Genomic DNA, 22927 nt, shown 5'->3' on the forward strand with positions numbered 1-22927 from the left:
GTGCGTCGCGTGCCCGCTACAGGTACGGCTGCACGTTCTCCGTGTACGCCGAGGTGAGCTGCGTCGCCGCCGCCGGGAAGACGTCGGCCGGGTCGGCGCCCTGCGTGAGGATCTGCGCCCAGGGCTGCTGCAGGTAGGTGTCGCCGTTGGGGATCAGCGTGCGCGCCCAGTCCTGCGAGCGCACGTGCTCGAGGCTGTCGTACACGGTGCGGAAGGCGGGGTTCGACGCCCAGAAGCCCGTGAGGTCGGTCGACTCGCCGGCCGAGGTGCGGGAGGGCGCGTAGCCGGTCTTCTTCGCCAGGGCGACCTGCTGGTCGACCTCGGTGAGGTGCTTGATGAACATGGCGGCCGCGAGCTGCTGCTCCTTCGTCTTGCTGCCGATGACCGCGAGGCCCGTGCCGCCCGTGGGGACGAACTGCCCCTGGGGGCCGCCGGGCAGCACGCCCGTGCCGATGGGGAACTTGGCGCTCGCGGTGACGATGCCGACCGCTCCCGCCGAGGCGATGGTGCACGGCGCGAGGCCGCCCGCGAAGTCGACCGCGGTGTCGCCGCTGGCCGCCGCCACGTTCGCGATCTTCGAGTCGAAGACGAGCCCCCGGGCGTAGCGCGCCGCGTCGAGCGTCTCCGCCTGGTCGAGCTTCAGGTCCCAGCCGTCGGAGTACTGGCCGCCGCGGCCCCACAGCACGTTGCTCATCGCCCACGTGCCGATGGATCCCTGCGGCAGGCGGATCGCGGGCGTGCCGCCGGTCGCCTTCATGATCGCGGGCGCCCACTCCTCGAGCTCCGCCCAGGTCGCGGGGGCGCGGTCCGGGAGGCCGGCGCGCTGCCAGATAGACCGGTCGTAGTAGAAGATCGGCGTCGACCGCGCGTAGGGCACGGCGTAGCGCGCGCCGTCGTACAGGTAGTCGTCGAGGAAGACCCCGTTGAAGTCGTCGAGCTCGAACCCGAGGTGCGACATGAGGCCGTCCATCGCGATCGACTGCTTGTTGACCATGTAGCGGAACCACCAGGTGTCGCTGGCGTTCACCATGTCGGGCATGCTGTCGGTGCCCGCGGCGGCCTGGAGCTTCTGCGCGATCTCGTCGTAGCTCGCGCCGCCCGTCACCACGTTCACCGTGATGCCCGTCTTCGCGAGGAAGTCCGCCGCGAACTGCGCCTCGAGGTCGGAGGTCTGGCCGGGGTGCGTCGTCCACCACGTGATGTCGGTGGCGGGCTGGATCCCGTCCCAGTCGGTGTCGGGCGCGGCCGTCGCCTGGGCGCCGCCGACCGAGGGGCCGGAGCAGGCGGCGAGGAGCGCGGTGCCGCCGAGGACGGCGCCGAGCTTCAGCATGTCGCGGCGGCGGAGGGAGCTGTTCGCCGCGGCGCCGAAGGCCGAGCGGGGGTCGATGGGCATGGTTCTCCTGGGATCGGGGGATGCGGGTCGGGCGGGAGGAGGGAGCGCGTCAGCCGGTCACGGCGCCGGCGGTGAGCCCGCCGACGATGCGCCGCTGGAACACGAGGAAGACGGCGAGCACGGGGAGCGTGACGATGACGGTGCCCGCCATGAGCACGCCCCAGTTGGTGATGCCCGTGGTGTCCTGGAGGAGGGTGAGGCCGACCGGCAGGGTCATCATCCGCGGGTCGGTCGTCACGAGGAGCGGCCAGAGGTAGTCGTTCCACTCGCCGACGACGGAGACGAGCGCGACGGCGGCGATGGTGGGGCCCGACATGGGGATCACGAACGACCAGAGCCGGCGCAGGTGCCCGGCGCCGTCCATCGCCGCGGCCTCGAGCACGGAGCCCGGCAGCGTGAGGAAGTGCTGGCGGAAGAGGAACGTGCCGTACGCGCTCGCGACGCCGGGGAGGATGAGGCCCGGGTAGGTGTTGATCCAGCCGAGGCCGGCGACGACCTGGTAGTTCGGGATCATCACGATCTGCTGCGGCACGAGGAGCGCGAGGATCACGACGCCGAACCAGACGTTCCTGAAGGGCACGCGGATGAAGACGAGCGCGTACGCCGTCATCAGGCCGAGCAGCACCTTCAGCCCCGAGCCGGCGATCGTCTTGATGACGCTGTTGGTGGCCAGCGTCTGGAACGAGACCGTGTCGGACGCCGTGGCGTAGTTCGTGGGCGCGAAGGACGACGGCAGGAGCTTGAGCGGCACCGAGTAGATCTCGCTGAAGTCCTTGAAGCTCGTGAGCACCATCCAGACGAGCGGCAGCAGCATGACGACCACGGCGAGGGCGAGCGCGAGGTAGGTGCCGGCGAGCGGCGGCCGCGCGGATCCGGATGCGGACGGGCGACGGAGGACGCGACGCGAGCGCGCGGGCGCCGCCGGGACCCCCGCGGGCTCGGGACGGGCGAGGGTCGTGGTCACGAGTAGTGCACCTTCCGCTGGACGACGACGAGCTGGACGAGCGTGACGACGAGCAGGACGAGGAAGAGGATCGTGGCGACGGCCGACGAGTAGCCGGCCCGGCCGGCCACGAAGCCCTCGTGGTAGATCTGGTACATCATCGTGGTCGTGCCCTGCAGCGGGCCGCCCTTGGTCATCGCGCTGATGAGGTCGAAGGTCTGCAGCGAGCTGAGCAGCGTGGTCACGCTGAGGAAGAACGTGGTCGGGCTCAGCATCGGCAGCACGATGCGGATGAAGGTGCGCAGCCGGCCGGCGCCGTCGAGGGCCGCCGCGTCCATCAGGTCCTTCGGCACCGCCTGGAGGCCGGCGAGGTAGATGAGCGCGCAGTAGCCGAGGTCGCGCCAGACCTGCACGGTGGTGACCATCGCGAGTGCGGCGCCCGGGTCGCTGTACCAGTCAGGTGACGGGAGGCCGACGAGCTGGAGGCCAGCCGAGATGAGGCCGAAGTTCGGGTCGAAGACGTAGAGCCAGAGGAAGCCGACGGCCACGCCGGAGAGCACGTACGGCGCGACGATGATGGTGCGCACGGGGCCGCGCAGCCGGATCCTGCGGTTCAGCAGCACGGCGACGCCGAGCCCCAGCACCATCGACCCGACGACCGTCACTCCCGTGAACACCAGCGTGACGCCGACGACCGTGGGGGTCTGCGGATCCTGGAACCAGGCGACGTAGTTGGCGAGGCCGACCTCGCGGGCGATCGACGAGCCGATGTTCCACTGCAGCGTCGAGTAGTAGAAGGACTCGAGGAGCGGCTTGTACGTGAACACCGCGAGCAGCAGCACGTTGGGGCCGACGAAGGCGAGGAACAGGAGCCCGTCGCGGAGGCGGCCCGGGCGACGGCGGCGCGGGGCGGAGCCGGGACGCGCGGCGGTCGGGCGGATCGGCGTCGAGACCGCGTGCGGGATCGGCGCGACCCGGGTGGGCGCGGGGGCGTGCGTCACGTCGGTCCTCCTCCTGGCGCACGAGGAGGGAACGTTCCCTCCGTGCCTGGCCAAGCTAAGGAGGACGGGTTAACGGCAGAGGGCGCGCGGATGACCTACGGGCGGACGAGCGACGGCCGGCACCCCTCGGATGGGGGACACCGGCCGTCGTCCGCTGGATCGGCCGCGGACGGTCAGCCCCCGTGGTGGCTGTGGCGCCATTCCCCGATCGAGGGCACTCCCACGTAGTAGGGATCCGGCTCGGCCGGGCTGTGGTTGTGACCCATGGCGACGACGCTGACCGAACCCGGGGAAGCGGTCGCGGACCCGGACGCGTGCGCGATGCCCAGGCCGACCGTGGCGGAGAGCGCGATCGCGGCGACGGCCGTGACGGATGCGATCCGGACGGGACGAAGCGGGGATCGGCCCGAGGGCGTGGTGGATGACGTGTTCATGGAGCTCCGTTCTCGTGTGGACCACGAGGCTACGGAGCCAGGCGCAGGTGGGCCGAGGTGCGTCCACAGAGCGTGGACGGAGCCGCCACCCGGGAAGCGCGCCGCTCAGGCGCGCGGCGGACCCGCGGGGTCGTCCGGATCCCCGTCGCCGTCCGCGACCGCGGGGTCGGTCGTCCGGCGCTCGGGCTCGGGCGCGGTGCCGCGCGCGAGGTCGGCCTCGAGCTTCTCCGCCTCGAGCCGTCCGCGGATCTCCTCGCGGTAGCGCGTGCGGCGGATCCGGCGGGTCATGTCGACCATGAGCAGCAGCACCACGACGGCCACGAAGAAGATGGCGATGAAGCCGATCGGGCCGGGCGAGACGGTGTCCGGGTCGAACTCCGCGGTGGGCGTGGGGCTCGGCGTGGTGACGGCGGCCGCGAGCCGCAGGACGACGTCGGCGCCGCTCACGCGCGCACCGCCTGCTCCTCGTCGTCGACGACGCCGGCGAAGAGGTCGTGCTCCTCCTCCGGCGCGTCGATGCGCGACTCCACGAGCTGGAAGTCCTCGAACGGCCAGGCGCGCTGCTGCAGGTCGCGCGGCCAGCGGAAGAAGGAGCTGTCGGGCGCGACCTGGCTCGCGTGCGAGAGGAGCGCGCGGTCGCGGGCCTCGAAGTGGTGGGCCACGTCGACGTGCGTCGTGGCGAGGTCGGGGCGGTCGCCCATCCAGCCGAGCATCTCGTCGACGGCCTCGAGCATCTCGGGGGCGGCGTCGGTGGCGACCAGGTGCTCGCGCACGGCGCGGAGCTTGGCGCCGTTGAAGATCCGGTCGAAGTAGAGCTTGGAGATCTCCCACGGCTCGCCCGCGTCGGGGTACGAGCCCGCGACGCCGGATTCGCGCCACGCCTCCATCGCGATCACGTGCGCCTGGATGTGGTCGGGGTGCGGGTAGCCGCCGTTCTCGTCGTAGGCCACGAGGACGTGCGGACGGAAGTCGCGCACCAGGCGGATGAGCGGCTCGGCCGACACCTCCACCGGGATGCTCGCGAAGGCGGCGGGCGGCAGCGAGCCGTCCTCGCGCGCCATGCCGGAGTCGACGTAGCCGAGCCAGCGGTGCTGCACGCCCATGACGGCCTGCGCGCGCGCCATCTCGATGCGGCGGAGCCCGGGCAGGTCGCGCTCGGCCATCGCGCGCTCGGCGAGCCCTTCGTTGAGGATGTCCCCCGCCTCGCCGCCGGTGCAGCTGACGATCATGACCTCGGCGCCCTGGTGCGTGTAATGGGTGTAGGTCGCCGCACCCTTGCTCGACTCGTCGTCGGGGTGGGCATGCACGGCCATGAGGCGCAGGGTCACGGGGCTCCAAGGGTGGGGAATGTAGTCTGGATCCCCAGAGTACAAGGTGCGTGGGAGGAGATCGCCGTGACGAACGGGTCCCGCTCCCCCGCCCCCGCCGGCCCCCTCGGGGACGACGACGAGACCGTCGAGCACCGCGTCCCGGCACCGCGATCCAGCGACGCGCTCGACGAGCGGTACGGCCGCACGCGGCCCGCGCGGATCCGCCAGCGCTGGCTCTACGGCGTCGCGGGCGGGCTCGTCGCGCTCGTGTTCGGCGCGTGGGTGCTGTGGGCGGGGCTCGACCAGGCGTCGGGATCCATCGACGCCACCGACCGCGCCTTCGACATCGTCGACGACCGCACCATCGACGTCACCTTCTCCGTCGTCATGCCCGCCGGCACGCAGGCCTTCTGCGCGGTGCAGGCGCAGGACGAGCAGCGCTCCATCGTCGGCTGGAAGGTCGTCGAGCTCCCCGCCCAGGACGGGTTCGAGCGCATGGAGACGGTGCGCCTCCGCACCACCGGCCCCGCGGTGACCGGGTTGATCCACAGCTGCTGGCCCGCCTAAGGTGGGGGATTCGCCCCGACGGATCCGTCGGGGCGTCCGTGCGAGTGCAAGGAGTCCATCGTGGCGCAGGAGCAGGCAGTCACCTGGCTGACCCAGGAGGCGTTCGACCGCCTCAGCAGGGAGCTCGACACCCTCAGCGTGCAGGGCCGCGAGGAGATCGCGAAGAAGATCGAGATCGCCCGCGAGGAGGGCGACCTCAAGGAGAACGGCGGCTACCACGCCGCCAAGGAGGAGCAGGGCAAGATCGAGGCGCGCATCCGCCAGCTCACGCAGCTGCTGCGGACGGCCGAGGTCGGCGACGCCCCCGAGAGCCACGGCGTCGTGGAGCCCGGCACGGTCGTGACCGCGATCATCGCCGGCGACGAGACGAAGTTCCTGCTCGGCAACCGCGAGATCGCGGGCGACAGCGACCTCGACGTGTACAGCGAGCAGTCGCCGCTCGGCGCCGCCATCATCGGCTGGGAGGTCGGGCAGAAGGGCGCGTACACCGCGCCGAACGGCCGCGAGATCCCCGTGGAGATCCAGGCCGTGGAGAACTACACGCCGTAGCGCGCGCCTGCACGACGAGAGGGGACGCGGACCGCATGGTCCGCGTCCCCTCTCTCGTCGCCCCGCGGCCCGCCGGAGCGTCAGTCGCGCTGGAGCCTCGGGTCGTAGCCCGCGTCGCGGAGGCGCTGGACGACCTCGCCCGTGTGCTCGGCCCCGCGCGTCTCGACGCTCACCTCGAGCTCGACCTCGCTGATCTGCAGTCCCCGTCCGTGCCGCGTGTGCAGCACCTCGACGACGTTCGCGTTCGCCTCGGAGATGATCTGCGAGGTGCGCGCGAGCTGGCCCGGGCGGTCGGGCAGCATGATCCGCAGCTTCACGTAGCGGTCGCTCGCGGCGAGCCCGCGGCTGATGACACGCTCCATCATCAGCGGGTCGATGTTGCCGCCCGAGAGGATCACGACGGTGCGGCCGGCGTCCTGCACCAGGCCCGCGAGGATCGCCGCGACGCCCACGGCGCCCGCGGGCTCCACCACGAGCTTCGCGCGCTCGAGGAGGAGGAGCAGGGCGCGGGCGGTGTCGTCGTCCTCGACCGTGACGACCTCGTCGACGCTCTCGCGGATGATGTCGAAGTTGAGCAGGCCCGGCTTCGCGACGGCGATGCCGTCGGCGATGGTGGGCGTGATCTCGATCTCGGTGGCGCGGCCCGCGGCGAGGGACGGCGGGTAGGCGGCGGCGTTGCGCGCCTGCACGCCGATGACGCGGATCGTGCGGCCCTCCTCGGCGGCGCGCAGCTTGAGCGCCGTCGCGACGCCCGAGATGAGGCCGCCGCCGCCGATGGGCACGACGACCGTCTCGACGTCGGGCGTCTGGTCGAGGATCTCGAGGCCGAGCGTCGCCTGGCCCGTGATGACGTCCTCGTGGTCGAAGGGCGGGATGAGCACCGCGCCCGTCTGCGCCGCGAACTCGGCCGCGGCCAGCAGCGGCTCGGCGACCGTGTGCCCGCGGAGGACGACTTCGGCGCCGTACTGGCGCGTGGCCTGGAGCTTGGGCAGCGCGACGCCGACGGGCATGAAGATCGTGGCGCGGATCCCGAGCTCACGCGCCGCGAACGCGACGCCCTGCGCGTGGTTGCCGGCCGACGCGGCCACGACGCCGCGCGCCTTCTCCTCGTCGGTGAGGCGCGAGATGCGGTTGTACGCGCCGCGGATCTTGTACGAGCCGGTGCGCTGCAGGTTCTCGCACTTGAGGTGGACGGGGCTGCCGAGGATCTCGGCGAGGAACCGGGAGGACTCCATCGGCGTCACGTCGGCGACGCGGCTGACGACCTCGCGCGCGGCCTCGATGCGCGCGAGCGTGGGCGCGGATCCGCGGGGCAGCTCCCCCGCGAGCGCCGCGGCGTCCTCGCCCAGCTGCGACGGGTCGAGCTCGTCGCCGACGGCACGGAGGTGCGGGAGGTCGGGGTGCGGGGCGGCGGCGGCCGTCTCGGCGGGGGTCCGGGCGGGAGCGGCGTCGGTCATCGGGTGGGCTTCCTCGGGTTCGGGCGGCGGGTGGCGTGCGCGGCGTCGGCGGGGACCGCGGGAGGCGGCGGCTCGGGCTGCCCCCGCCACGCCCCGCTCGCGACGTGCTTGACCATGGAGTTGAGGGTCGCGACGAGCGGCACGGCGAAGAACGTGCCCGCGATGCCGCCCACCATGCCGCCGGCGGCGACCGAGAGCACGACGGCGAGCGGGTGCACCTTGACGACCGAGCCCATGATGAGCGGCTGGAGGACGTGCCCCTCCACCTGCTGCACGATGAGGACGATCGCGACCATGATGAGCGCCTGCGTCAGCCCGTTGTAGACGAGCGCGACGAAGACCGCGAGCGTGCCCGTGACGACCGCGCCGACGATCGGGATGAACGAGCCGAGGAACACGAGCACGCCGATGGGGATGGCGAGCGGGACGCCGATGATCGCGGCGCCGCCGGCGATGCCCACCGCGTCGATCAGGGCGACGAGCACCTGCACCTTCACGAAGTTCTGCAGCGTGGTCCAGCCGGCCTTGCCCGCGCCGTCCACCGCCGGACGCGCGAGCCGCGGGAAGAGGCGCACCACCCAGCGCCACATGCCGGCGCCGTCGATGAGGATGAACAGGGTCGAGAACAGCACGAGCAGCACGCCCGTGAGCACGTGGCCGAGCGACGACGTGACGGACAGCGCGCCGCTGAGGAGCACGCCGGCGTCGCGCTGCACGGCGTCGACCGCCTGGGCGTACGCGTCGTTCAGCTGCTGCTCGGACAGCTGCAGGGGCCCGTCGGTGAGGAAGCCGCGGACGTCGGCGTAGCGGGTGACGGTCTGCGCGCGGATGGAGTCGTACTGGCCGATGATCTGCGTGGTGACGAGGTAGACGAGCGCCGCGACCGCGACGATGACGCCGATCTCGGAGATCGCGACGGAGAGCCACTTGGGCACGTGGTGGCGCTGCATCCAGTTCGAGATGGGCACGAGCAGGGCCGCGAGCACGATGGCGAGGAACAGCGGGATGACGACGTACTCCAGCTGGATCACGAGCCACGCGACGACCCCGAGCACGCCCAGGACGAGGAGCAGGCGCCAGGCCCACGCCCCCGCGATGACCATGCCGGGCGGCACGGCCTCGGCGACGGTGCGCGCGACGGGCCGGACGGTGTCGATGTCGGGTTCGACGCGGGGCTCGGCCGCGCGGGCGGCAGCCGCGGCTCGCGCGCGGGATCGCTGGCCGAAGATCATGCTGGGAGTCTAGGACGGGCCTCCCGTGCGGCCGCGCGCCCGGCCGCCCGCATGCGCCCGCCCGCGGCCGCGTCGGGGGACGCCGGTAGCGTCGGGGCATGCCCGACTCCGTCTCCCCCGCCCTCGCCCGCCGCGTGGCCCTCGCGGCGCAGGGGTTCGGCCGGTCGCACCCGGAGGCCGCCGGCACGCGGAGCCTCGCCGCGGGGATCCGGCGGCTCGGCCTGCTGCAGATCGACTCCGTCAACGTCTTCGAGCGCAGCCACCACCTGCCGATGCTCGCGCGCGTTGGCCCCTACGACCGTGCCGCGCTCGACCGGATGCTGTTCGGCGGCGGCGGCGCGTACACGGAGTACTGGGCGCACCAGGCCGCCGTGCTCCCCGTCGACGACCTGCCGCTCTTCGGCTGGCGGATGGAGGCGGAGCGCGCCCGCCGCACGGCGCCCGGATCCTGGGCGCACGACCACGCGCCGCTCCTGGCGGAGGTCCGCGCCGAGCTCGCCCGCACGGGACCGGTGCCCGCGAGCGCGATCGAGCACGAGGCCAACGTCCGCACGGGACCGTGGTGGGGCTGGTCGGACGTGAAGCGCGCCCTCGAGGCGATGTTCGCGTGGGGCGAGATCGCGAGCGCCGGGCGGCGCGGGTTCGAGCGCGTGTACGGGCTGGCGGAGGACGTGCTGCCCGCGACCGTGCGCGACCGCCAGGTGCTCGAGGAGGACGCGGTGCGGGAGCTCGTCCGCCGCGCCGCCGTCGCGCACGGCATCGGCACCGCGGCCGACCTCGGCGACTACCACCGGCTGTCCCGGGCCGCGACCGACCGGGCGCTCCGCGACCTGGCCGACGCGGGCGAGGTGCTGCCCGTGACCGTGCCCGGCTGGGAGGGGCGCGGGAAGCCGCTGCCCGTGTGGCTGCACCGGGACGCCCGGCTGCCCCGGCGGATCCGCGGCGAGGCCCTGCTCTCCCCGTTCGACCCCGTCGTCTGGTTCCGCGAGCGGGCGCTCCGCCTCTTCGACCTGCACTACCGGATCGAGATCTACACGCCCGCCGCGCAGCGCGTGCACGGCTACTACGTGCTGCCGGTGCTCGTGGACGACGAGATCGTCGCGCGGGTCGACCTCAAGAGCGACCGGCAGGCGGGCGTGCTGCGCGTGCAGGCGTCGTGGATCGAGGGGCGCCACGATCCCGCCACCGTCGCCGCGCGGATCGCCCCGCTGCTGGAGCGCGCGGCCGCGTGGCAGGGGCTCGGGAGCGTCGGGGTCGTCGACCGCGGCACGCTCGCGCTGGCGCTGCGGGCGCACCTGCCGGGCATCGCGGCGGCACCCGTCGGCTGACGCGGCGTCGGGCCGCGGAGGCGCGGGAGGAGCCCGCTAGAACTGCACCCGCGGCGGCTCGGCGATGGACGCGAGGCTCGAGACCTCGTAGAAGTCCCGCTCGCCGAAGCCGAGCCCGCGCACGAAGAGCGTGTTCGGGAACTGGGTGATCTTGGTGTTGAGCTCGCGCACGCCGCCGTTGTAGAAGCGGCGCGAGGCCTGGATCCGGTCCTCGGTGTCGACGAGCTCGCCCTGCAGCTGCAGGAAGGTCTGGCTCGTCTGCAGCTGCGGGTACGCCTCGGCGACCGCGAACAGCGACTTCATCGCGCCCTGCAGGTGCTCCTCGGCGCTGCTCGCCTCGGCCGGGCTCGCGGCGCTGATGGTCTCCGTGCGCGCCGACGCGACCGACTCGAACACCCGGTTCTCGTGCGCGGCGTAGCCCTTGACCGACTCGATGATGGTCGGCAGCAGGTCCGCGCGCCTCTTCAGCTGCACGGTGATGTCGCTCCACGCCTCGTCCACGCGGACGTTGAGGGTGACGAGGGCGTTGTAGGTCGCCCAGAGGTAGATGCCGACGAGCACTGCCAGGAGCACGACGACTCCGAGCGCGATCCACAATTCCATGCTGAGGATCCTACGCGCGGGCCTGGGCAGGACCCGGGGACGGCGGGCCCGCGCACCCGTTCTGGGGGCGGCGCGGGCCGCCCGCGTCCGGGGTCAGCCGCGCTCGCGCAGGGTGTCGCGCAGGAAGCGGTACGAGGAGCGGGGCGTGCGGTCGCCGGTGCGCGGATCCACGTGGACGAGCCCCCGCGGCGCCGAGCGTCCCGCCTCCCACTCGAAGCCGTCGAGCAGGCTGCCCGCGAGGACGGCCTCGAGCCGCACGCCCTCCGCGGGGCCGCCGGGGGCGACGGCGGCGAGCGCCTGCACGAGGTGGTCGGAGATCGCGTGCGCGCGAAGCGGATCCCGGCGGGACCCGTCGCGCTCGTCGACCTGCTCGGGGTGCGCGGCGTCGAGGCCGGAGAGCACGACGGGCGGCAGGGCGTCGCCGTAGCGCGCGAGGAGGTCGGCCAGCACGACGGGCACGAGGTCGGGCGCGACGGGGTGGCCGTCGAGGGAGGCGGGGTGCTCGGTCCAGGGCACCTCGGCGAACGGGACGGCGGTGGATCCGGCGACGAGGCGCGGGACGGCGGTCACGCGGATCGGGTCGGCGAGCGCGACGCCGTAGTGGTCGAGCGGCTGCGCGATGGCGCGGAGGTCGGCCGGATCCACGCGGCCGAGCCGCTCGAAGGCCTCCGCGTGCGGGCCGTCGAGGTCCGGGTAGCGGCCGAGGAGCACGGCGTCGGCGAAGAGGTCCTGGTGGAGGGCGCGCGCCACGACGGCGGCCGCGCGGTCGTCGTCGTCCGCGGAGGCGGCCTCGACCACGCGGTGGGCGTTCACGATCCCGACGCGGGCGGAGGCGCGCGACCCGCGGATCGCCTCGACGGCGAGGCCGTGCGCGAGCAGTTGGTGGTGCACGGTGGGGAGCGCGTCGAGCCCGAGGCGGGATCCGGGGGCGTGCGTCCCGGCGACGTGGCCGCCCATCGTGGTGAGGGCGGGCGTCCGCAGCGTCACCCAGTCGGGCACGCGGTCGGCGAGCGCCTCCGCGGCGAGGTAGGCGAGGTCGCCGAAGCGGAGTGCCGTGTCGCGGTGCAGCCAGCCGCCGCGGTCCTGCAGCTCCACGGGCAGGTCGTGGTCGTGCAGGGCGGCGCGCGGGCGGATCCCCGCGGCGAGCAGCGCGTCGACCAGCTCGTCGTAGAACGCGATGCCCTCCCGGCGGAGCCCGCCGCGGGCCTCCGGCTGGATCCGCGACCACGAGAGGGAGAAGGAGAGGACGTCGGCGCCGAGCTCGGCCGCGAGCCCCACGTCCTCGCGGTACCTCTCCATGTGCCGGGCGCCCCGCTCCGGGTCGCTGCCGTCGACCACGGCGCCGGGGCGGCGCGCGAACGCGTCCCACACGGACTCCGTGCGCCCGCCCTCGTGGGCGCGGCCCTCGACCTTGGTCGCGCTCGTGCTCACCCCGATGCGCGGGCCGCCGGCGAGGAGACCCGCCAGCTCGGTCGGCGTCGGGCGGTCGGGGGCGGCGTCGCGTGGGGTCACCTGAGCCAGTATCGGGCACGGGGACATCGCGGGCCGGCGCACCGACCGCGCCCACCCGGCGCACCGGTCGCGGGCACGCGTCGTCCAGGTTCGCCTACCACTTCCGTCACGGTCGGTGCGGGCGGTTGACACGCCCGCACGCAGCGGCATGAATGGACGCACGGTGCAGGATCTGGCGAGGAACGAGGATCGTCCGTCCACGGGGGGTGGTGCGGGCGGCGTCCGGCGATCCCGCGAGCGCCTCGTCCGGGCCGTCGCCCTCCTCGCGCTCCTCGCCGCGCTGAGCGCCGGCGGCGCGGCCGCGGCGTCCGGCGCCCCGCAGACGCCCACGCCGATGCCGAGCCCCGTCCCCTCCGGTGCCCCGGCAGCGGGCCCGACCGTCCAGACGCCGCCCTTCTCGACCGACGGCGCGATCACCGTGACCGGCACGCGCTCCCCGGGCGCCGACGTCCAGGTCACCATCGCGAGCGTGCCGGCCGCCGTGACGCTCCCCTCCTCCACCACCTGGCGCGCCACCGCCACGGGCGTGCCCGACGGGCAGAGCCCCATCCGCGTGGTCTCCGCCGGCCAGGAGGCGACCGCGACCGCGTCGGTCCTCCGCGCGCCCGGGGTCAACAGCTTCTCCGTCGTCACGACCGGGCTCGTGAGCGGCACCGGCTTCCCGGGGGCCACGGTCGACGCGCGCTCCGGATCCGCCGCCTGCCGCGCGACGGTCGGCGCCTCCAGCACGTGGGCCTGCCTCCTCGCCCCGCCGCCGCCCTCGGGCACCGGCGTGCCCGTCACCGCGACGCAGAGCACGCCCTGGAGCTCGGGCACGCCCGCGGTCGGGCGCGGCAGCGGCAGCTTCGACACGACGGCGCCGGGCGCCGCGGTCATCACGGCCCCCGCGGCGGGCGCGACCGTCGACACGACGGGCATCACGATCTCCGGGACCTCCGACGAGGACGGCACCACGGTCCGCGCCTACCTCTCCGGCTACGGCGACTCCGCCTGCCAGGCGCAGGTGTCCGGAGGGCGCTGGTCGTGCACCACCGGCACGCTGCCGCCCGGGGCGCTCGGGATCACGGCGACCGTCACGGATCCGCTCGGCAACATCAGCACGCTCGCCGCGGAGGTGCGCGTCACCGTCGCCGCCCCCACCTCCTCGCCCACGCCGGGAGCGACGAGCCCCATCCCGACGCCCACGCCCGGGGCCACGAGCTCGCCCGAGAGCACGCAGTCCGCTCCCGCGCCCGCCCCCGGATCCGGATCGGGCGGCGGCGGCACGTCCGGCTCCGCGCCCGGCCAGGACGCGGCGCCCGGCTCCGGATCCGCGCCCGCCCCGGCCGCGCCCGGCACCTGGAACGCGCCGACGCGCTTCGGCACGTCGCTCCAGCCGCTGCCCGCCGCGTTCACCGACGGCCGCGGTCTCCTCCCCCTGCTCCTCGCGCTCGGCGCGGTCCTCCTCGTGACGCTGCCGGCGCTCCTCCTCCGCGGCGCGCTCATCTCGCGCTTCGGCGGCCGCCACCGCGCCGCCGAGGACGTGACGCCGCTGCGGATCATCCCCCGCGGCGACGCCGGCGCCCTCACCACCCGGGCCGCGGCGGCCGCCTTCACCGACACCACCGCGACGACGGGCCAGATGCGCATCGTGCCCGGTCGTCTCGACTCGGCGCCCATCCCGGTGCCCGCGCGACGCGAGCCGGAGCCGACGCTCCTCGGCGCGCGTCCGGCGCCCGAGCCCGGCCGCGCCGGACGCTGGGGTGCCGCCGCGGCCGCGCTCGCCCTCGCCGCCGCGCTCGCCGCGCTCTCGCTGCCCGTGGGATCCGACCCCAACGCCGTGCGCCTCTTCCTCGCCGCCCTCGTCGGGCTCGCGGTCGTGAACGGCGTCGGCGTCGTCGCGGTGGCCTCGGTCGCCGGACGCGTGGGCGCCGGCCCCGCCCGTGTGCGCGCGGTGCCCGCCCTCCTCGTGCTCTCCGCCACGGCCGTGCTCGTGTCGCGCGGCCTCGGCCTCGCGCCGCCCGTGGTCATCGGCCAGGTGCTCGGCCTCGTCGCCGACGACCGCGACGACCGCTCGCGCGCCCGCCTCGCGCTCGTGCAGTCGGGATCGCTCGCGACGCTGGGGCTCATGGCCTGGATCCTGTACGGCTTCGTCCCCACGACCGGCGGCATGTGGCCGCAGCTCGCGAACGAGCTGCTGAGCGTCATCACGCTGGCCTCGCTCAGCTCCGCAGCCCTCGCGCTCGCGCCCGTGTCGCTCGTCCTCGGCCGTTCGCTCCTGCTGCGCTCGCTGCCGCTCTGGGCCGTCGTGAGCGTCGCCGTCCTCACGCTGGCCTTCGCGGCCGTCGCCACCACGGCGAGCGGCGTGCCGGCGGGCGTCTGGATCACGTCGCTCGTCGTCGCCGCCGCCTTCGCCGCGGTGAGCATCGCGGTGTGGCTCTGGATCCGCGTGGTCGAGCCCTCCCTGCAGCGCTCGTAGCAGCCCTCCCCCGCCCCTGTCCCGCTGCCGCGCCGCATCTGGTGCGGACGCCCGGGCGGGGCCACACTGGGGGCGTCGCCGGCTCCGGCGGCCTCGACCAGGCCCGCGCGGCCCCGACGGCAGGAGTCCTGCATGAGCACATCGAGCACGAGCCTCTGGTCGGCGCTCACCCGGCGGAAGCCCGTCGAGACGATCGAGGCGGAACCCGGCGCGGCGCCGGAGGAGGGCGGCCTCACCCGCTCGCTCGGGCTGTGGCAGCTGACCGCGATCGGCGTGGGCGGCATCATCGGCACCGGCATCTTCACGCTGGCCGGCACGGTCGCCAACCAGACGGCGGGCCCCGCGGTCCTCATCTCGTTCCTCATCGCGGGCATCGCGAGCGCGGCGGCGGCCCTCTCCTACGCGGAGTTCGCGGGCATGATCCCCAAGGCCGGATCCGCCTACACGTACGGCTACGCGGCCCTCGGCGAGATCGTCGGCTGGTTCATCGGCTGGGACCTGCTGCTCGAGTACACCGCCATCGTGGGGGTGGTCGCCATCGGGGTCTCGGGCTACGCGGGCTTCCTCCTCGACCAGTTCGGGATCGACCTGCCCGCCTGGATGCTCGGCGCCGCCGGCACGGGCGACGGGCACGTGGTCGACCTCTTCGCCGTGATCCTCTGCCTCGGCACCGCCTTCGTCCTCACCCGCGGCATGAAGAGCGTCGGCCGCTTCGAGCTCTACCTCGTGGGCCTCAAGGTGGCGCTCGTGCTGGTGATCGTCGTCATCGGCTTCACGCAGATCACCGGTACCAACTACCAGCCGTACTTCCCGTTCGGCGCGGCCGGCGTCTTCACGGGCGCCGCGACGGTCTTCTTCGCGGTGTTCGGCTACGACGCGATGAGCACCGCGGCCGAGGAGTCGAAGGACGCGACCAAGCACATGCCGAAGGCGATCCTGCTGTCGCTCGGCATCGCGATGGTGCTCTACGTGCTCGCGACGATCGTGCTCACGGGCATGCAGCGGTACTCGGAGATCGATCCGAAGAGCGGCTTCGCGACCGCGTTCGAGTCCGTCGGGCTCCCGGCCGTGGCGAACGTGGTGGCGGTCGGCGCGATCGTCAGCGTCGTCACCGTGATGCTCACCTTCATGCTCGGCGCCAGCCGCGTGTGGTTCTCGATGAGCCGCGACGGCCTGCTGCCGAAGTGGTTCGCGGTGACCGACCGGAAGCGGAACGTGCCGACGCGCGTGACGTGGATCATCGGCATCGGCTCGGCCCTGTTCGCGGGCTTCCTGCCCATCACGGTGGTGGCGGAGCTGACCAACATCGGGATCCTGCTGGCCTTCGTGGTGGTGTGCGCGGCCGTGATCGTGCTCCGCTACAAGCGGCCGGAGATCCCCCGGGCGTTCAAGCTGCCGCTCATGCCGGTCGTGCCGATCATCGGCATCGCCTTCTCGCTCTGGCTCGTCTCGTCGCTGCCGTGGGAGACGTGGGTGCGGTTCGCGGTGTGGCTCGCGATCGGCCTCGTCATCTACCTCACGTACTCGCGCCGCAACTCGGTGCTCGCGGCCGACAGCCCGCGCAACCGGCGCTGACGGGCGCCGGCGCACCCGCCCGGACAACAGCAGGGGCGCCGCCCACCTCGCGAGGTGGGCGGCGCCCCTGCTGCGTGCGGCGGGCTAGTTCGCGCCGCTGGTGTTGATGCCGCCGTTGACGCCGTTGGGGTAGAACCCGCCCTTCGTCACGGCCTTGTTGTTCAGGTACACGATGTTGAGGACCTGGCCGGTCGTGCGGCTGAACGCGATGCCGTTCGCATCCGTCGGCACGAGGTTCGCGCCGCCCGACACGGTGATGCCCTGGTCGAGGTCCGTGGACCCGTCGAGGGAGTCGCGCGCGTTCGAGATCGCGTTGGTCGGGGCCGCGAGGCCCTTCGCGTACAGCGACGTGCGGATGATGCCCGCGTGGTACGCCTCGACCGCGAGGATGCCGGCAGCGGCCTCGAGGTACGTCTTGTTCGTGATGAGCGGGGCGGCGCCCTTGTAGGCGGTCACTCCGACGTCCTCGAACACGAAGGACGCGAGCAGGAAGTTCTCGTCGCTCGCGAACGCGTCGAACCTCTCTCCCGGCTTGATGAGGCCGGCGGCCGTGGCCGCGGCGGAGAACGCCGCGTCCAGGTCGATGGCCGGACGCGCGACCCTCGCCGAGCCCAGAGCTGCGCGCAGGAACTTGACGTGGGCCTTCTCGTCCTGCGCGATCTCGCGGGCGTACTCGCGGATCGCCCGGTCCTTGAACTGCACCTGGCGGCCGCCCGTGACGCCGCCCGGCGTGCCGACGCCGGAGATGTCGTTCGGGACGAGGCCCGCGCCCGTGGAGGCGCGGAGGTAGAACTCGGCCTCGAGGTACTCGAGGTTGAGCGCGAAGTTGAGGACGGCGGCGTCGGTGACGGCTCCGGCGTCGGCTGCGGCCTGGGCGTCGGCCGCCTGGGCTCCGGTCGCGGGGATGAGGGCGGCGGCGCCGACCCCGAGGCCGGCGACGCCGGCCGCGCTGAAGAAGCGGCGACGGTCGAGGGGCGACTGCGCGCTCCTGTCGATGGCCTGGGTGATGAACTTCTTGTCGAACATGGTCGGAGCTCCCTTGATCGTCGCCCGCGGATCCCAGATGCCGCGCGCATGGTGGTTCGAACGCTAAACGGGTGATAGGCATCCAGGGAAGGGCCGCGAGGCGTTGTTCCCCCGGATGTCGGGATTCGTTCGGAACGGGGCTCGATGCGGTTTGGGCCGGATCCCGGCGACGCGGATCAGGTCGGGATGACCTTGAACAGCACCTTGCGCGTGACCATGAACCAGATCGCCGCCAGCACGAGCGTGTGGACCACTGCCCCCTGCCAGGGATTCGCCCTGTCGAGGAACGGCAGGCTGCCGACGATGAGCACGAAGAACACGTGGACGATGAACACGTAGAGGCTCGCGGATCCGAGCGGCGTGTAGAACCAGCCGAACGCGCGGTCGACGGGCTTCCACACCCGCGTGAGGAACGTGTACGCGACCACGAGCATCAGCCCCAGGTCGATGAGACGGCCGGGCTGCAGGAACGTGCGCTGGTACATCGACTCGTACAGCGACGAGTACAGGCCGTCGGGCACGCCCGGCAGCTGCACGCCGTACGTGTGGCCGGCCCAGAGCACGGCGAGCGCGCCGACGTAGGCCACGACCGCGATCGACACGAGCACGCGGCCGACCCGCCCGGTGAGCGCGCGCGTGATCTGCCTGCGGTAGTAGCCGATCACCATGCCGTTGAGGAACGCGACCTGCCACGTGAGCAGCGGGAAGACGTCCTCGAACATCGACGGCAGCACGCGGATGTCGTACATCGCGTTGAGCACGTAGGCGGCCCAGCTGGCGATGAGCACGACCCACCACATGCGTCGGCGGAGCAGCCACACGATCGCGGGGACGAGGAGGGTCAGCACCACGAACAGGCCCATGATGTTGAACACCCACGGACCCATGCGGAGCAGCAGCAGGTCGCGGATCGCGTACCAGGGCGGCGGGTAGTCGAGCAGGCGGTCGCCGTTCGGGTAGAGGTCGTAGACCTGGCCCGTGGTGACCTTGCCGTCGGCGCCCGTGCCGCGGTCGGTGAACGTGGTGATCACGTCGGTGGCGAGGAACGGCACGAACGTGAGCGCGAAGACGATGACGACCACCGCGATCGCCACGACGTACTGCTTGAAGGCGCGCCGGAGGATCGAGACGAGCGCCTTCATCTCGCCGAACCTCTTCACCGCGAGCGGGTAGACCATGCCGAGCACCAGGCCGGAGAGCAGCACGAACATCTCGGCGCCCGTGATGGCGCCGATCGCGTTGATGGTCACGAACGAGTACGGGCTCGCGAGCTCGATGTGCGTGATGACCACGGCGACGATGGTCCAGCCGCGGAAGAGGTCGAGGCGGCGGTCGCGGGGGCTGTTCTCGTCGGGGTAGCGCCAGCCGGGCTTGAGCCGCCCGATGGGGCCGGAGATCGCGAACAGCAGGAGGAGGACGACCGCGCACAGCACGATCCAGCCCATCTGCTCGTCCTCGGGGGATCCGGGGTCGCGGTACTGCGCGGTCGCGACGTTCGCGCGTTCCTGGTCGAAGACCTGCGTGACGGCGCCGAGCGTCGCGGTCGCGGGATCCAGGTGCGCGCGGAGCGCCGAGGCGATGGCCGGGTCGCCCGTGGCGCGCCAGTCGATGACGGCGCCCTCCGCCTCGGCCTCGGGCCGCTGGAGCTCGCGCCAGACGACCATGCCGATGCCCGGGTGCGCCGCGCGGACGTCGGCCGAGAGCACCTGCTCCCACCACGCGGTCTTGATGTCGGACTCGCTCGCGCCGTCGTCGCGGGCGGGGTCGTAGAGCGCGCCCGTCTCGATGACGGCGGGCTTGCCCGTGCCGTCGATCCACTCGGCCGCGAAGTCGCGCCCGGCGCCGTCCTCGTCGGCGTAGCCGTAGCGGCCCGCGAGCTCGCGCAGGAACTTGCCCTCCTCGGGCACGACGTTCTCGCCGAACTCCTGCTGCGGGATCACCTCGCTGCCCAGGTACTCCTCCGCGGGCTGGCCCGCGGTGAAGTCCTGCTCGGCGCCGAAGTGGGATGCGGACAGGCCCACCCAGTCGACGGCGTCGTCGCCCGGGTAGTAGGGGCGGTAGGCGTCGTCGTCGACGTCGACGCGGCCGTTGCCGTCGGTGTCGAGGTCCGCGATGGAGCGGGTGCCGGACGCCTGCGTGAGGCCGTCGGCGGATCCGAACGGGTAGCCGGCGGCGTACGCGGGCGACCAGACCGTGACGGCGTCCGCGTCGGAGGCGTGCACGGCGTCCGCGATCTGGCGGAACGCGGCGACGTACGCGGTCGGCTGCTGGCCCCAGGGGGTCCACGAGCCGTTCATCTCGGGCGCGAACCGCACGAGCGCGCGCGAGTCGTAGCGCTCGCGCAGCGCCTCGAGCCGGCCGGTGAGCGCGGCGGCGTCGTCGGCCGTGAGCTCCTCGAGCGGCTTGCTGGGCTCGAGCGTGAGGAACAGGAGCGACCCCTGCTGCGCGGCCTGCTGGGCGAACTGGTCGAGGTAGGTGACGTCGTCGGAGGAGAGCGGGTAGCGCACCGACTGGCCGAGCACGGCGGGCGTCGCGCCGAGGCGGTCGGCGTAGCTCTGCGCGTCGTCGGCGGTCCAGTCGAGGATCCCGCCGAACCAGGGCGCGGCGGGCGCCCGGGTGAGGTCGACCTCGTCGGCGGGCGCCGCGGGCGCGGTGGCCGCCGGCGCCTGCCCGGTCGGCACCGCGAGCGCGGCGGTCGCCGGCACGACGGCGATCGCGAGCGCGACGAAGGCCGCGACCCAGCCGCGCCTCCCTGACCGCGTGCGCTCGCCCCCGCGTGCACGCATCCCCCGGCCCCGCATCAGCCGCGGAGCCGGACCAGCCGCCAGCGGTTGCTGCCGTCGGTGCGCTCGTAGGTGAGGTCGTCGAGGATCGCCTGCGCGAGCGCCAGCCCGCGGCCGCTCTCGCTGAGGTCGTCCGGCATGGACACCTCGGTGAGGTCGACGACGGCGGGCTGCCCGTCGTCCTCGAACAGGGCCACGATGCGGTCGTGCTGGCAGACCACGGTCATGGTGAAGGTCACGGGGTACCCCGCGCGCTGCCCCACCGCGACGCCGTGCTCGACCACGTTGCCGGCGATCTCCACCACGGCCGTCTCGAAGAGCAGCCGCTCGGTGTCGCTGACGTCGTAGGCCTGGTCCCACACCGCCGCGATCACGGCGTGCACGGCCGAGAGGCTCTCCTCGACCGCGGGGAGGGTGACGTTCGCGCGCACCGGTGGCGCGTGGTGCGTCATGCCCTCATCGGTCACGGAACACGCCCTCGGGCGACTCGTGCACCGTGAGGACGCGGTTGAGGTTCGTCAGCTCCAGCACGGCCTTGACCTGGGCGTTCGGACGCGCGAGCCGCAGGTCACCGCCGGCCTGTCGGGCCCGCTTGAGGCCGGAGACGAGGGCGCCGAGGCCCGAGGAGTCCATGAAGTCGGTGCTGCCGAGGTCCACGATGACGAACGGCCGGCCGCCGTCGATGACCTCGGTGACGATCGTGGTGAGCTGGCGGGCGGAGACCATGTTGAGGCGGCCCGTCGGCATGACGACGCTGACGTCGGTCCCCTGCTCGGTCACTGCGATGTCGATCATGCGTCCTCCTTGGCCGGCGTGAAGCCCCGGTAGCGGGCCGCACGGATGATGATGCTGAAGATCGCCAGGTCGAAGACGACCCAGGCGAGGTTGGTGAACGTGCCGAGCGGCGTCGCCTGCCCGACCGCGAGGCGGATGAGGCCGATCACGGAGGCGAAGACGAGGGCGCCCATGACGTAGAGCTGCGGCTTCACGAGGTCCCAGCGCGGCTTGCCGCTCTCGGCGCGGACCTTGGGGGTGACCGCGAAGTCGAGCGGCTTGTGGAAGAACACGTTGGCCACGGCGGTGGTGACCGACGAGATCCACACCGGGAACAGCGCGAGCGAGTACTGCTGCCCCCGCCAGGTGCGCTTGCCGCGGCCGACGACCGCGAACAGGAGCTGGTTGACGAGGAGGAACGGGATCAGCCGGCTGAAGAAGTCGGTCGAGAGCGCCTGCACCGGGAGCACCCCGAAGACGAGGTAGATGATGGGCGCCGCCACGTAGACCAGCGCCGTGAAGCCGGAGAAGTAGCTCCACATCGTGGCGAAGTACATGAGCCGCTGCGGGATGGAGAGCGCCTTCTGCAGCAGCGGGTTCTCGCGGAAGAACACCTGGATCGTGCCCTGCGCCCAGCGGAGGCGCTGCGTGAGCATGGTCGGCAGGTCCTCGGGGGCGAGCCCGTAGGCGAGCGTCTCGTCGTGGTACGCGCTCTTCCAGCCGAGGCCGTGCAGGCGCATGCAGGTGGCCATGTCCTCGGTGACGGAGATGGTGGCCAGCGGCATGATCGACTGCGCGTCGTCGTCGCGGTGCACGTCGATGTCGCGGATGAGCGCGCGCACCGCGTCGAGCGCGCCGAGCGGCGACCAGTCGCGCTGGGACAGGCTCGCCAGCGCGGAGTCGTCGACGAGCGAGACGGCGTCGCGATCCACCGAGTGGCGGCCCGCCAGCGCGGCGATCTCCGCGAGGTCGGCCTTGAGCGCGGCCACGTCGTCCTGCACCATGCGCGCCGCGATCGAGTCGACGCGCTTCTGGAAGCGGTACGTCACGTCGGCCAGGGGCTGGCCGCGGCGCAGCTCGGCGCGCGCGCGGCGGACGTCGTACGCCACGTCGTCGAGCGCCTTGCGCAGGTCGTCCTGGTCGGGCTCCAGCTCCGCGCGCGCCTTCACGAGCACGTCGCCCGCGGTGCGGAGCGCGCGGAAGACGCTGATCTCGATGTCCGTCACGTAGCGCGAGACGCCGAGCAGCATGAGGGCCTCGCGCCGCAGGATCGCGTTGGAGCCGCAGAAGAACGCCGCGTTCCAGCCGTCCTTGCCCTGCTGGATGGGGCCGTAGAACAGGGGCGCCTGGCTGCCGAGCGGATCCGAGTCCGGCACGTTCACGAACACCTGCGGCGTCTGCACGAGCGCCATCCGGTCGTCCTCGAAGTAGCCGAGCGTCTTGTCGAGGATGTCGGGCTCGGGCACCTGGTCGGCGTCGAGGATGAGCATGAACTCGCCCTCGGTGGTGAGCAGCGCGTTGTTGAGGTTGCCGGCCTTGGCGTGGCGGGCGCGGCCCGTCCAGTCGGCCGAGCGGGTGATCCAGCCGATGCCCTCGGCCTCCGCGATGTCGCGGAGCTCGGTGCGGTTGCCGTCGTCGAGCACCCACGTCTTGTGCGGGTAGGTGATCCGCTGGGCCGCGCGCGCCGTCTCCATCACGAGGTCGAGGGGCTCGTTGTACGTCGCGATGAAGACGTCGACCGTGAGGCCCTCCTGCGGCACGGGCGGCTTCGGCCGGTCGCGGGCGCGCCACATGGTGAGGCCGAAGAGCAGCGAGTCGATGAGGCTGTACGTCTCCGCGAGCACGAGCGGGATCGCGATCCAGAGCGCCTCCGGGTTCACCGAGAACAGCAGGCGCCAGACGATGTAGTTGAGGCCGAGGATGGCCGTGACCACGGCGAGCAGCCGGATGAACGCGAAGCGCAGCGTCATGCGCCCCGTGCG

At 73.0% G+C, this 22927-nt stretch carries 19 protein-coding genes; 5 read left to right on the plus strand and 14 right to left on the minus strand.

The features are described from left to right. Positions 1–16: 16 nt before the first annotated feature. The 5 genes from ACMT9T_RS14135 to mca form a co-directional block, all read right to left on the minus strand. Positions 17–1393, minus strand: coding sequence for an extracellular solute-binding protein (locus ACMT9T_RS14135; RefSeq protein ID WP_414746147.1), 1377 nt, complete (start codon positions 1391–1393; stop codon positions 17–19). 49 nt (positions 1394–1442) lie between these two features. Continuing rightward, complete coding sequence (locus tag ACMT9T_RS14140; protein ID WP_414746148.1) at positions 1443–2357, minus strand: carbohydrate ABC transporter permease; 915 nt, start codon at positions 2355–2357, stop codon at positions 1443–1445. Then, positions 2354–3337, minus strand: coding sequence for a carbohydrate ABC transporter permease (locus ACMT9T_RS14145; RefSeq protein ID WP_414746149.1), 984 nt, complete (start codon positions 3335–3337; stop codon positions 2354–2356). Before ACMT9T_RS14145 ends, ACMT9T_RS14140 begins: the two co-directional genes overlap by 4 nt. 539 nt (positions 3338–3876) lie before the next feature. After that, entirely contained in the window at positions 3877–4218 is a 342-nt protein-coding gene (locus ACMT9T_RS14150; protein WP_414746150.1) for a hypothetical protein, read from the minus strand. Then, a complete protein-coding gene (gene mca, locus ACMT9T_RS14155; protein WP_414746151.1) occupies positions 4215–5099 on the minus strand; it encodes a mycothiol conjugate amidase Mca in 885 nt (294 codons plus the stop codon). The genes ACMT9T_RS14150 and mca overlap by 4 nt, the downstream gene beginning before the upstream one ends. A gap of 66 nt (positions 5100–5165) precedes the next feature. Between mca and ACMT9T_RS14160 the strand changes: the two genes are divergently transcribed. Then, positions 5166–5648: a DUF4307 domain-containing protein gene (locus ACMT9T_RS14160; protein WP_414746152.1), complete on the plus strand. Its 483-nt coding sequence runs from the start codon at positions 5166–5168 to the stop codon at positions 5646–5648. Positions 5649–5708: 60 nt separating this feature from the next. Further along, entirely contained in the window at positions 5709–6197 is a 489-nt protein-coding gene (gene greA, locus ACMT9T_RS14165; protein WP_116055982.1) for a transcription elongation factor GreA, read from the plus strand. Positions 6198–6277: 80 nt separating this feature from the next. Here the strand turns inward: greA and ilvA are convergent, their stop codons facing one another. Both ilvA and ACMT9T_RS14175 read right to left on the minus strand, forming a co-directional pair. Beyond that, positions 6278–7654 (minus strand): threonine ammonia-lyase, encoded by a 1377-nt coding sequence (ilvA, locus tag ACMT9T_RS14170; protein ID WP_414746153.1) that lies wholly within the window; start codon positions 7652–7654, stop codon positions 6278–6280. Beyond that, complete coding sequence (locus ACMT9T_RS14175) at positions 7651–8886, minus strand: AI-2E family transporter (protein ID WP_414746154.1); 1236 nt, start codon at positions 8884–8886, stop codon at positions 7651–7653. Before ACMT9T_RS14175 ends, ilvA begins: the two co-directional genes overlap by 4 nt. Positions 8887–8984: 98 nt before the next feature. On the opposite strand from ACMT9T_RS14175, the gene ACMT9T_RS14180 reads away from it, so the two are divergent. Next, positions 8985–10214 carry a winged helix-turn-helix domain-containing protein gene (locus ACMT9T_RS14180; protein ID WP_414746155.1) on the plus strand — a complete coding sequence of 410 codons (1230 nt, stop codon included), beginning with the start codon at positions 8985–8987 and terminating at the stop codon, positions 10212–10214. A 36-nt stretch (positions 10215–10250) separates the two neighbouring features. On the opposite strand, the gene ACMT9T_RS14185 is transcribed toward ACMT9T_RS14180, so the two are convergent. Further along, complete coding sequence (locus ACMT9T_RS14185; RefSeq protein WP_116055978.1) at positions 10251–10817, minus strand: LemA family protein; 567 nt, start codon at positions 10815–10817, stop codon at positions 10251–10253. Between the two features lie 93 nt (positions 10818–10910). Further along, positions 10911–12329: a glycoside hydrolase family 1 protein gene (locus ACMT9T_RS14190; protein WP_414746156.1), complete on the minus strand. Its 1419-nt coding sequence runs from the start codon at positions 12327–12329 to the stop codon at positions 10911–10913. Between the two features lie 148 nt (positions 12330–12477). Between ACMT9T_RS14190 and ACMT9T_RS14195 the strand changes: the two genes are divergently transcribed. Beyond that, entirely contained in the window at positions 12478–14787 is a 2310-nt protein-coding gene (locus tag ACMT9T_RS14195; RefSeq protein WP_414746157.1) for a hypothetical protein, read from the plus strand. Positions 14788–14919: 132 nt separating this feature from the next. Beyond that, a complete protein-coding gene (locus tag ACMT9T_RS14200; protein WP_414746158.1) occupies positions 14920–16362 on the plus strand; it encodes an amino acid permease in 1443 nt (480 codons plus the stop codon). 84 nt (positions 16363–16446) lie between these two features. Here ACMT9T_RS14200 and ACMT9T_RS14205 read toward each other — a convergent pair whose 3' ends face one another. The 5 genes from ACMT9T_RS14205 to ACMT9T_RS14225 all read right to left on the minus strand — a co-directional run bounded on the left by ACMT9T_RS14205 (position 16447) and on the right by ACMT9T_RS14225 (position 22915). Next, positions 16447–17388, minus strand: a complete 942-nt coding sequence (locus ACMT9T_RS14205) for a ferritin-like domain-containing protein (protein ID WP_414746159.1) — start codon at positions 17386–17388, stop codon at positions 16447–16449. A 176-nt stretch (positions 17389–17564) separates the two neighbouring features. Then, positions 17565–20174 (minus strand): OpgC domain-containing protein, encoded by a 2610-nt coding sequence (gene opgC / locus ACMT9T_RS14210; protein ID WP_414746160.1) that lies wholly within the window; start codon positions 20172–20174, stop codon positions 17565–17567. 14 nt (positions 20175–20188) lie between these two features. Next, positions 20189–20638, minus strand: a complete 450-nt coding sequence (locus ACMT9T_RS14215; RefSeq protein ID WP_414746161.1) for an ATP-binding protein — start codon at positions 20636–20638, stop codon at positions 20189–20191. Continuing rightward, positions 20628–20966, minus strand: a complete 339-nt coding sequence (locus ACMT9T_RS14220) for an STAS domain-containing protein (RefSeq protein ID WP_414746162.1) — start codon at positions 20964–20966, stop codon at positions 20628–20630. Before ACMT9T_RS14220 ends, ACMT9T_RS14215 begins: the two co-directional genes overlap by 11 nt. Continuing rightward, positions 20963–22915: a glycosyltransferase family 2 protein gene (locus tag ACMT9T_RS14225; RefSeq protein WP_414746404.1), complete on the minus strand. Its 1953-nt coding sequence runs from the start codon at positions 22913–22915 to the stop codon at positions 20963–20965. The genes ACMT9T_RS14220 and ACMT9T_RS14225 overlap by 4 nt, the downstream gene beginning before the upstream one ends. Positions 22916–22927: the final 12 nt, after the last annotated feature.

Origin of the sequence: Clavibacter vidaverae, from assembly GCF_047529985.1 — a bacterium.
In the GTDB taxonomy this organism is placed as follows: domain Bacteria; phylum Actinomycetota; class Actinomycetes; order Actinomycetales; family Microbacteriaceae; genus Clavibacter; species Clavibacter nebraskensis_A.

What these genes read in the sequence shown, in the direction of transcription:
- ACMT9T_RS14175 (WP_414746154.1), bottom strand. Translation starts at nt 8,886, where the DNA reads ATGATCTTCGGCCAGCGATCCCGCGCGCGAGCCGCGGCTGCCGCCCGC.
- ilvA (WP_414746153.1), bottom strand. Translation starts at nt 7,654, where the DNA reads ATGACCGACGCCGCTCCCGCCCGGACCCCCGCCGAGACGGCCGCCGCC.
- ACMT9T_RS14135 (WP_414746147.1), bottom strand. Translation starts at nt 1,393, where the DNA reads ATGCCCATCGACCCCCGCTCGGCCTTCGGCGCCGCGGCGAACAGCTCC.
- ACMT9T_RS14205 (WP_414746159.1), bottom strand. Translation starts at nt 17,388, where the DNA reads ATGTTCGACAAGAAGTTCATCACCCAGGCCATCGACAGGAGCGCGCAG.
- ACMT9T_RS14180 (WP_414746155.1), top strand. Translation starts at nt 8,985, where the DNA reads ATGCCCGACTCCGTCTCCCCCGCCCTCGCCCGCCGCGTGGCCCTCGCG.
- ACMT9T_RS14225 (WP_414746404.1), bottom strand. Translation starts at nt 22,915, where the DNA reads ATGACGCTGCGCTTCGCGTTCATCCGGCTGCTCGCCGTGGTCACGGCC.
- ACMT9T_RS14195 (WP_414746157.1), top strand. Translation starts at nt 12,478, where the DNA reads ATGAATGGACGCACGGTGCAGGATCTGGCGAGGAACGAGGATCGTCCG.
- ACMT9T_RS14200 (WP_414746158.1), top strand. Translation starts at nt 14,920, where the DNA reads ATGAGCACATCGAGCACGAGCCTCTGGTCGGCGCTCACCCGGCGGAAG.
- ACMT9T_RS14220 (WP_414746162.1), bottom strand. Translation starts at nt 20,966, where the DNA reads ATGATCGACATCGCAGTGACCGAGCAGGGGACCGACGTCAGCGTCGTC.
- opgC (WP_414746160.1), bottom strand. Translation starts at nt 20,174, where the DNA reads ATGCGTGCACGCGGGGGCGAGCGCACGCGGTCAGGGAGGCGCGGCTGG.
- ACMT9T_RS14185 (WP_116055978.1), bottom strand. Translation starts at nt 10,817, where the DNA reads ATGGAATTGTGGATCGCGCTCGGAGTCGTCGTGCTCCTGGCAGTGCTC.